Annotated in this window: 18 protein-coding genes; all 18 read left to right on the top strand. The window is 68.5% G+C overall.

Translation table 11 applies throughout. From position 1 onward, the window contains the following. Window positions 1-608: 50S ribosomal protein L2 (rplB, locus tag Q0112_RS03950; protein ID WP_297971697.1), on the top strand; the 608-nt coding region annotated here is incomplete at its 5' end. 4 nt (window positions 609-612) lie between these two features. Then, a complete protein-coding gene (rpsS, locus tag Q0112_RS03945) occupies window positions 613-891 on the top strand; it encodes a 30S ribosomal protein S19 (protein ID WP_297971694.1) in 279 nt (92 codons plus the stop codon). A 3-nt stretch (window positions 892-894) separates the two neighbouring features. Then, window positions 895-1,278, top strand: coding sequence for a 50S ribosomal protein L22 (rplV, locus tag Q0112_RS03940; RefSeq protein WP_297971691.1), 384 nt, complete (start codon window positions 895-897; stop codon window positions 1,276-1,278). After that, window positions 1,278-1,982, top strand: a complete 705-nt coding sequence (gene rpsC, locus Q0112_RS03935) for a 30S ribosomal protein S3 (RefSeq protein WP_297971688.1) — start codon at window positions 1,278-1,280, stop codon at window positions 1,980-1,982. Before rplV ends, rpsC begins: the two co-directional genes overlap by 1 nt. A 26-nt stretch (window positions 1,983-2,008) precedes the next feature. Then, on the top strand, window positions 2,009-2,422 hold the full coding sequence (gene rplP, locus Q0112_RS03930; protein WP_297971685.1) for a 50S ribosomal protein L16: 414 nt from the start codon (window positions 2,009-2,011) through the stop codon (window positions 2,420-2,422). Window positions 2,423-2,521: 99 nt separating this feature from the next. Next, window positions 2,522-3,088: a Uma2 family endonuclease gene (locus Q0112_RS03925; RefSeq protein WP_297971683.1), complete on the top strand. Its 567-nt coding sequence runs from the start codon at window positions 2,522-2,524 to the stop codon at window positions 3,086-3,088. A 126-nt stretch (window positions 3,089-3,214) separates the two neighbouring features. Next, window positions 3,215-3,436, top strand: coding sequence for a 50S ribosomal protein L29 (gene rpmC, locus Q0112_RS03920; RefSeq protein WP_297971680.1), 222 nt, complete (start codon window positions 3,215-3,217; stop codon window positions 3,434-3,436). Window position 3,437: 1 nt separating this feature from the next. Beyond that, entirely contained in the window at window positions 3,438-3,683 is a 246-nt protein-coding gene (gene rpsQ, locus Q0112_RS03915; RefSeq protein WP_297971678.1) for a 30S ribosomal protein S17, read from the top strand. A 52-nt stretch (window positions 3,684-3,735) separates the two neighbouring features. Beyond that, a complete protein-coding gene (gene rplN / locus Q0112_RS03910; protein WP_297971675.1) occupies window positions 3,736-4,104 on the top strand; it encodes a 50S ribosomal protein L14 in 369 nt (122 codons plus the stop codon). Further along, window positions 4,104-4,418 (top strand): 50S ribosomal protein L24, encoded by a 315-nt coding sequence (rplX, locus tag Q0112_RS03905; RefSeq protein ID WP_297971673.1) that lies wholly within the window; start codon window positions 4,104-4,106, stop codon window positions 4,416-4,418. The genes rplN and rplX overlap by 1 nt, the downstream gene beginning before the upstream one ends. Then, window positions 4,411-4,962: a 50S ribosomal protein L5 gene (rplE, locus tag Q0112_RS03900; RefSeq protein ID WP_297971671.1), complete on the top strand. Its 552-nt coding sequence runs from the start codon at window positions 4,411-4,413 to the stop codon at window positions 4,960-4,962. Before rplX ends, rplE begins: the two co-directional genes overlap by 8 nt. A gap of 17 nt (window positions 4,963-4,979) precedes the next feature. Continuing rightward, a complete protein-coding gene (gene rpsN / locus Q0112_RS03895; RefSeq protein ID WP_297971668.1) occupies window positions 4,980-5,285 on the top strand; it encodes a 30S ribosomal protein S14 in 306 nt (101 codons plus the stop codon). A gap of 10 nt (window positions 5,286-5,295) precedes the next feature. Further along, complete coding sequence (gene rpsH / locus Q0112_RS03890) at window positions 5,296-5,691, top strand: 30S ribosomal protein S8 (protein WP_297971666.1); 396 nt, start codon at window positions 5,296-5,298, stop codon at window positions 5,689-5,691. Between the two features lie 10 nt (window positions 5,692-5,701). Continuing rightward, window positions 5,702-6,235, top strand: coding sequence for a 50S ribosomal protein L6 (rplF, locus tag Q0112_RS03885; RefSeq protein WP_297971663.1), 534 nt, complete (start codon window positions 5,702-5,704; stop codon window positions 6,233-6,235). Between the two features lie 14 nt (window positions 6,236-6,249). Then, window positions 6,250-6,609: a 50S ribosomal protein L18 gene (rplR, locus tag Q0112_RS03880; RefSeq protein WP_297971660.1), complete on the top strand. Its 360-nt coding sequence runs from the start codon at window positions 6,250-6,252 to the stop codon at window positions 6,607-6,609. 11 nt (window positions 6,610-6,620) lie between these two features. Continuing rightward, on the top strand, window positions 6,621-7,205 hold the full coding sequence (gene rpsE / locus Q0112_RS03875) for a 30S ribosomal protein S5 (protein WP_297971658.1): 585 nt from the start codon (window positions 6,621-6,623) through the stop codon (window positions 7,203-7,205). Window positions 7,206-7,207: 2 nt separating this feature from the next. Next, entirely contained in the window at window positions 7,208-7,396 is a 189-nt protein-coding gene (rpmD, locus tag Q0112_RS03870) for a 50S ribosomal protein L30 (protein WP_297971655.1), read from the top strand. Window positions 7,397-7,575: 179 nt separating this feature from the next. Next, window positions 7,576-8,034: an SgcJ/EcaC family oxidoreductase gene (locus Q0112_RS03865; protein WP_297971653.1), complete on the top strand. Its 459-nt coding sequence runs from the start codon at window positions 7,576-7,578 to the stop codon at window positions 8,032-8,034. Window positions 8,035-8,153 lie beyond the last annotated feature (119 nt).

Raw genomic sequence — 8,153 nt, 5'->3', positions numbered from 1 at the left:
TGATCCGCATCGAGTACGACCCGAACCGGACCGCCTTCATCGCGCTGATCGGCTATGCCGACGGCGAGCAGGCCTACATCCTGGCGCCGCAGCGGCTCGCCGCCGGCGACAGCGTGATCGCCTCCGCCAAGGCCGACATCAAGCCGGGCAACGCCATGCCCTTCACCTCGATGCCGATCGGCACGATCGTGCACAATGTCGAGATGAAGCCGGGCAAGGGCGGCCAGATCGCCCGCGCCGCCGGCACCTACGCCCAGTTCGTCGGCCGCGACGGCGGCTACGCGCAGATCCGCCTCTCCTCGGGCGAGCTCCGCATGGTGCGCCAGGAGTGCATGGCGACGGTCGGCGCGGTGTCGAACCCGGACAATTCGAACCAGAACTTCGGCAAGGCCGGCCGCATGCGGCTCAAGGGCTACCGGCCGAAGGTGCGCGGCGTGGTGATGAACCCGATCGACCACCCGCACGGCGGCGGCGAGGGCCGCACCTCCGGCGGCCGCCACCCGGTCAGCCCCTGGGGTAAGCCGACCAAGGGCGCGCGCACCCGCACCAACAAGGCGACGGGCAAGTACATCCTGCGCTCGCGTCACGTGAAGAAAGCGAAGAGGTAAGCCCATGTCGCGTTCTGTCTGGAAGGGCCCCTTCGTCGACGCCCACGTGCTGAAGAAGGCCGAGAAGTCGCGCGAGTCGGGGCGGTCCGAGGTCATCAAGATCTGGTCGCGCCGCTCCACCATCCTGCCGCAGTTCGTCGGCCTGACCTTCGGCGTCTACAACGGCAAGAAGCACATCCCGGTCAACGTGACCGAGGACATGATCGGCCAGAAGTTCGGCGAGTACAGCCCGACCCGCACCTACTACGGGCACGCGGCCGACAAGAAAGCGAAGCGGAAGTAAGCCATGGGCAAGGACAAGAACCCCCGCCGCGTGGCGGAGAACGAGGCGATGGCGGTCAGCCGGATGCTTCGCACCAGCCCGCAGAAGCTCAACCTCGTCGCGCAGATGATCCGCAACAAGCCGGTCGAGAAGGCGCTCGCCGACCTCACCTTCTCGAAGAAGCGCATCTCGGACGACGTGAAGAAGACGCTGCAGTCCGCCATCGCCAACGCCGAGAACAACCACGGGCTCGACGTGGACGAGCTGGTCGTGGCCGAGGCCTTCGTCGGCAAGAACATGGTGCTGAAGCGCGGCCGGCCGCGGGCGCGCGGGCGCTTCGGGAAGATCCTGAAGCCCTTCAGCCAGGTCACGATCAAGGTTCGGCAGGTCAGCGAGGAGACCGCGTAATGGGTCAGAAGATCAATCCGATCGGGCTCCGCCTGCAGGTCAACCGGACCTGGGACAGCCGCTGGTTCGCCGACGGCGCCGACTACGGCCGGCTGCTGCACGAGGATCTCGCGATCCGCGAGTATATCCGCAAGCACGCCGCCCAGGCCGGCATCAGCCGCGTGGTGATCGAGCGCCCGCACAAGAAGTGCCGGGTGACGATCCACGCCGCCCGTCCCGGCGTCATCATCGGCAAGAAGGGCGCCGACATCGAGGTGCTGCGGAAGAAGCTCGGCGAGTTCACCAAGTCGGAGCTGCACCTCAACATCGTCGAGGTCAGGAAGCCCGAGATCGACGCCGCGCTCGTCGCCGAGAACATCGCCCAGCAGCTCGAGCGCCGCGTCTCGTTCCGCCGCGCGATGAAGCGGGCGGTGCAGAACGCGATGCGCATGGGCGCGCTCGGGGTCCGGATCAACGTCGGCGGCCGGCTCGGCGGGGCGGAGATCGCCCGGACCGAGTGGTACCGCGAGGGGCGGGTGCCGCTGCACACGCTGCGCGCGGACATCGACTATGCGCTCTGCGAGGCGAAGACCGCCTATGGCGTCATCGGCATCAAGGTCTGGATCTTCAAGGGCGAGATCATGGAGCACGACCCGCAGGCGCGGGACCGTCGCCAGAGCGAACTGCAGGAAGGGGGCGGGATGCGTCCGCAGCGCGCGCGCTGAGGGGCTGACCTCCCGGGAGAAATAGAATGCTGCAACCGAAGCGAACGAAATTCCGCAAGCAGTTCAAGGGGCGCATCCATGGCGAGGCCAAGGGCGGCTCCGAGCTCAACTTCGGCTTCTTCGGCCTGAAGGCGGCGGAGCCGGACCGGATCACCGCCCGCCAGATCGAGGCGGCCCGCCGGGCGCTGACCCGCCACATGAAGCGCCAGGGCCGGGTCTGGATCCGCGTCTTCCCGGACGTGCCGGTCTCGAAAAAGCCGACCGAGGTCCGCATGGGCAAGGGCAAGGGCGCCGTCGAGTTCTGGGCCGCCAAGGTGAAGCCGGGCCGGATCATGTTCGAGATCGACGGCGTCAGCGAGGACGTGGCCAAGGAGGCCCTGCGCCTCGCGGCCATGAAGCTGCCGATCAAGTGCCGCTTCGTCGCCCGCCAGGATTGGTGAGCGCGGGCGGCGCGCCCGCCCTGCGCGAGCCGAGAGGCCCCGGGAGACCGGGGCCTTTTTCGTTTCCGGGCGCGTGCGGCGTGTTATGCTGCAAAGGCCATGACCCATCAGCCCCGCCCTGCCGCCATGACGGCCGATGCCTTCATCGAGTGGGCCATGCGCCAGCCCTCCGGCCGGTTCGAGCTCTTTGGCGGCGAGATCGTGGCGATGGCCCCGGAGCGCGTCGGGCACGTGCGGGTGAAGAAGGAAGTGGTGAAGGGGCTCGATCGCGCCCTCGCCGGCCACCGATCGGGGTGCGAAGCCTTCGTCGACGGCATGGCTGTGCGCATCGACGACTCCACCGTCTACGAACCCGATGCGCTGGTCCGGTGCGGCCCCAGGCTGCCGAACGACGTCGTGCAGGTCGCCGATCCCGTCGTCGTCGTGGAGGTCGTCTCGCCCTCCAGCAAGGGCATCGACGCGGGCGCGAAGCTCGCCGACTACTTCCGCCTCGCGTCCGTCCGGCACTACCTCGTCGTCCATCCGGAGGGGCGGCGGGTAATCCACCATGCGCGAGACGCGCAGGATGGTGAGATCGTGACACGGGTCGTCGGCGAGGAGGCCAGGCTGGTCCTCGTTCCGCCGGGGATCGAGCTCGTCGTCGCCGACTTCTTCGCAACGCTTTGAGCCGCGGCGATTATCGCCTTGCACCCGCCGGCCTTTGCGCCTATACGGCCCGCTCACCATGGACTCCGCCGGAATCAGGGTGACCCTCGCGGGGCTCTCCGGCGATGTTGAAAGGACTTGTGGCCAATGAAGGCGGCCGATCTGCGGGAGAAGACTCCCGACCAGTTGCGCGACCAGCTCGCCAGCCTGAAGAAGGAGGCCTTCAACCTCCGCTTCCAGAAGGCGACCGGGCAGCTCGAGAATACCTCCCGCATGCAGGCCGTCCGCCGCGACGCCGCCCGGGTGAAGACCATCCTCAACCAGAAGGCCGCCGCCGCGGCTGGTGCCGATCAGAAGGCGGAGGCCTGACATGCCCAAGCGTATCCTCCAGGGCACCGTGACCAGCGACAAGAACGACCAGACGATCACTGTCCTGGTCGAGCGCCGCTTCACGCACCCGATGATGAAGAAGACCGTGCGCAAGTCGAAGAAGTACCGCGCGCACGACGCGGAGAACAAGTTCAAGGTCGGCGACACCGTTCGCATCGTCGAATGCGCGCCGATCTCGAAGACCAAGCGCTGGACGGTCTTGACGGCACAAGCCGCCGAGGCCTGATCCAGCTTCGTCGAAACCGCGGGACCGGTTCCCGCAGGTCGGGAGTAGCCCAATGATCCAGATGCAGACCAATCTGGATGTCGCTGACAATTCCGGCGCCCGCCGGGTTCAGTGCATCAAGGTCCTCGGTGGCTCGCATCGCCGCTACGCCTCCGTCGGCGACATCATCGTGGTGTCGGTGAAGGAAGCGATCCCGCGCGGCCGCGTGAAGAAGGGCGACGTGCGCAAGGCCGTCGTCGTGCGCACCGCCAAGGAAGTCCGCCGCGAGGACGGCACCGCCATCCGCTTCGACCGCAACGCGGCGGTGATCCTCAACAACCAGAACGAGCCGATCGGCACCCGCATCTTCGGCCCGGTGGTGCGCGAGCTCCGCTCGAAGAACTTCATGAAGATCATCTCGCTCGCCCCGGAGGTGCTCTGATGGCCGCCAAGCTCAGGAAGGGCGACAAGGTCGTCGTGCTCGCCGGACGCGACAAGGGCAAGAAGGGCGACATCACCCGCGTCCTGCCCAAGGACAACAAGGCGGTCGTCTCGGGCGTGAACGTCGCCATCCGCCACACCAAGCAGACCCAGTCGAGCCAGGGCGGCCGCATCGCCAAGGAGCTGCCGATCGAGCTCTCGAACCTCGCGCTCGTCGACCCGAAGACCGGCGAGGCGACCCGCGTTGGCTTCCGCTTCGAGGACGGCAAGAAGGTGCGCTACGCCAAGAAGTCGGGGGAGACGATCAATGGCTGACTATACGCCCCGGCTGAAGCAGCAGTACCGGGAGAAGATCCGCGCCGCGCTCAAGGAGGAGTTCGGCTACAAGAACGACATGCAGATCCCGCGGCTCGACAAGATCGTGCTGAACATGGGGGTCGGCGAGGCGGTCTCCGACACCAAGAAGGTGCGCGCCGCCGCGGCGGACCTCGGCCAGATCGCCGGCCAGAAGCCGGTCGTCACCAAGGCCAAGCAGTCGATCGCCGGCTTCAAGGTCCGCGAGGAGATGCCGATCGGCGCCAAGGTGACGCTGCGCCGCGACCGGATGTACGAGTTCCTCGACCGGCTGATCACCGTGGCGCTGCCGCGCGTGCGCGACTTCCGCGGCACGAACCCGAAGAGCTTCGACGGCCGCGGCAACTACGCCATGGGGCTCAAGGAGCACATCGTCTTCCCCGAGATCGACTTCGACAAGATCGAGCAGGTCTGGGGCATGGACATCGTCATCTGCACCACGGCCAAGACCGACGCCGAGGCGAAGGCGCTGTTGAAGCATTTCAACCTGCCCTTCACGGCCTGAGCGCGGGAGAGAGAGATATGGCAAAAATCAGCATGATCGAGCGCCAGAAGAAGCGCCAGGCCCTGGTGGCGAAGTACGCGGCCCGGCGCGCCGCGCTCAAGGAGACGGCGAAGAACGAGAGCCTGCCGATGGAGGAGCGCTTCAAGGCGCGCCTGAAGCTGGCGGAGCTCCCCCGCAACTCCTCGGCCACGCGGCTGCACAACCGCTGCGAGGTGACCGGCCGGCCGCGGTCCTACTACCGCAAGCTCCGCATGTCGCGCATCGCGCTCCGCGACCTGGCCTCCAAGGGCCAGATCCCGGGCATGGTCAAGTCGAGCTGGTAAGGGGGCGCGCATGTCGATGAACGATCCCCTGGGCGACATGCTCGCCCGCATCCGCAACGCCTCGCTGCGCGGCAAGTCCACCGTCCGCACCCCCGCCTCGAAGATCCGCAAGTGGGTCCTCGACGTGCTGCAGGCCGAGGGCTACATCCGCGGCTACGAGGAGGTGACCCAGGACGGCCACCCCGAGATCGAGATCTCGCTCAAGTACTTCGACGGCCAGCCGGTGATCCGCGAGCTTCGCCGCGTCTCGACCCCCGGCCGCCGCGTCTACACCGGCGTCAAGGAGATGCCGCAGGTCCGCCAGGGCCTCGGGGTCGCCATCGTCTCGACGCCGCAGGGCGTGATGTCCGATGCCCAGGCCCGCACCGCCAACGTCGGCGGTGAGGTCCTCTGCACCGTGTTCTGAGGAGGGAAGGATGTCTCGCATCGGAAAGAGGCCGGTCGAGCTGCCGAAGGGCGTCACCGCCACCCTCTCGGGGCAGACCATCGAGGTGAAGGGCCCGAAGGGCAGCCGTTCCTTCACCGCCACCGACGACGTCACGCTCTCGGTCGACGAGGGCGCCGTCTCCGTGAAGCCGCGCGGGCTCTCCAAGCGCGCGCGCCAGCAGTGGGGCATGTCGCGCACCCAGGTCGCGAACCTGGTCGCCGGCGTCACCACCGGCTTCAAGAAGGAGATGGAGATCACCGGCGTCGGCTACCGCGCCGCGGTCCAGGGCAAGGTCCTGAAGCTCTCGCTCGGCTACAGCCACGACGTCGACTTCGCGATCCCGGAGGACGTCACCATCACCACGCCGAAGCCCACCGAGATCATCGTCGAGGGCATCGACCAGCAGGTCGTCGGCCAGGTCGCGGCCAACATCCGCGAGTGGCGCAAGCCCGAGCCCTACAAGGGCAAGGGCATCAAGTACAAGGACGAGTTCATCTTCCGCAAGGAAGGCAAGAAGAAGTAAGGGGCGCGACACTCATGGCGAACAGCAAGAGAGAGTTGTTCCAGAAGCGCCGCCAGCGCGTCCGGAACAAGCTGCGGAAGATGGCGGGCGAACGTCCGCGTCTCTCCGTGCACCGGTCCTCGAAGAACATCTCCGTCCAGCTCATCGACGACGTCCAGGGCCGCACCCTGGCCGCCGCCTCGACGCTGGAGAAGGAGCTGGGCCTCAAGGGCAAGAACAACAAGGAAGCGGCCGCGAAGGTCGGGGCCGAGATCGCCGCGCGGGCGAAGGCCGCGGGCGTCGAGGAGGTCTACTTCGACCGCGGCGGCTTCCTCTTCCACGGCAAGGTCAAGGCCCTTGCGGACGCCGCCCGCGAGGGCGGCCTGAAGTTCTAGGAGGGCTCGAGATGGCCAGAGAACCGAGGGGAGAGCGCCGCGACCGCCGCGACCGCGACGAGACCCCCGAATTCGCCGACCGGCTGGTGGCGATCAACCGCGTGTCGAAGACGGTGAAGGGCGGCAAGCGCTTCGGCTTCGCCGCGCTCGTCGTCGTCGGCGACCAGAAGGGCCGCGTCGGCTACGGCAAGGGCAAGGCCCGCGAGGTGCCCGAGGCGATCCGCAAGGCGACCGAGCAGGCCAAGCGGCAGATGATCCGCGTGCCGCTGCGCGAGGGCCGGACGCTGCACCACGACGCCAACGGCCGCCACGGCGCCGGCAAGGTCGTGATGCGCTCAGCGCCCGCCGGCACCGGCATCATCGCCGGCGGCCCGATGCGCGCCGTCTTCGAGATGCTCGGCGTGCACGACGTGGTGGCGAAGTCGCTGGGGAGCCAGAACCCCTACAACATGATCCGCGCCACCGTCGACGGCCTGCAGCAGGAGCAGAGCCCGCGCCTCGTCGCGCAGCGCCGCGGCAAGAAGGTGGCCGACATCCTGCCGAAGGCGCCCGACGCCCCGGCCGAGGCCGCCCCCGAAGCGTCGGCGGAGGCCTGAGCATGGCGAAGACCATCGTCGTCAAGCAGATCGGCTCGCCGATCCGCCGCCCCGCCGTGCAGCGCCAGACGCTGGTCGGCCTCGGGCTGAACAAGATGCACCGCACGCGCGAGCTGCCCGACACGCCGTCGATCCGCGGCATGGTGGCGGCGATCCCGCACCTCGTGACCATCGTCGAGGAGCGCGGCTGAGCGCTCCCGCCCTGGTCGCGGGTTGATCTTCCCCTGGACGCCGGCGGCACCCCCGCTGGCGTCCATTCGTGCTATGCTGTGCGGGCGGCGCGGATCTGCCGCCATCTGCGGCGGGCCCCGCGGCCGCGAGAACGGCGAACGGAGGATCGAGCCGTCCGCCGCAACGGGGGGAAGACATCATGCGTACAGTCTGCCGGCTCGCCGCGGCGGCGGCCCTCCTCCTCGCGCCGGTTCCGGTCCAGGCCGACGACGGCCCGATCGTCGCGGCCCAGGCGCTCTGGGAGCAGGCCTTCGCCACCGGTGACGGTGCCAGGGCGGCCGAGATGGCCTTCACCGAGGACGCACGGCTGCTCCCCGACGGCGCGCCGATCGTCGAGGGGCGCGACGCCATAGCCGACTACTGGCAGCAGGCCTTCGACGCCGGCTTCCGCGATCTCGAGCTCGGCCTCGTCGCCGTCGACATGGTCGGAGACGACACGATGATCGAGACCGGCACCTGGTCCGTCACCGTGCCCACCGAGGGCGGCGGCGCCGCGACGGCGGGCGGCAAGGCCCTCGTCGTCTGGAAGAAGCAAGCCGACGGCGTCTGGCGCATGGCGCAGGACATGTGGAACATGGACGCCCCCCCGGGGCCGTAGCCCCTTGCGCTCCTGCCGCGCTTCGGTATATCGGGCCGCTCTCCCGGCCTTGCCGGGAGCCATCGAAACGCCGTGGCCGCCCGCATTCGTCGCTCGTGGGGCGCGTCCGGCAGAAGGAG

The sequence above is a fragment of the uncultured Amaricoccus sp. genome (assembly GCF_937858865.1).
Classification (GTDB): Bacteria; Pseudomonadota; Alphaproteobacteria; order Rhodobacterales; family Rhodobacteraceae; genus Amaricoccus.
The sequence above is the reverse complement of the archived record's forward strand: the minus strand, read 5'-3'. Positions and strand labels throughout refer to the sequence as shown.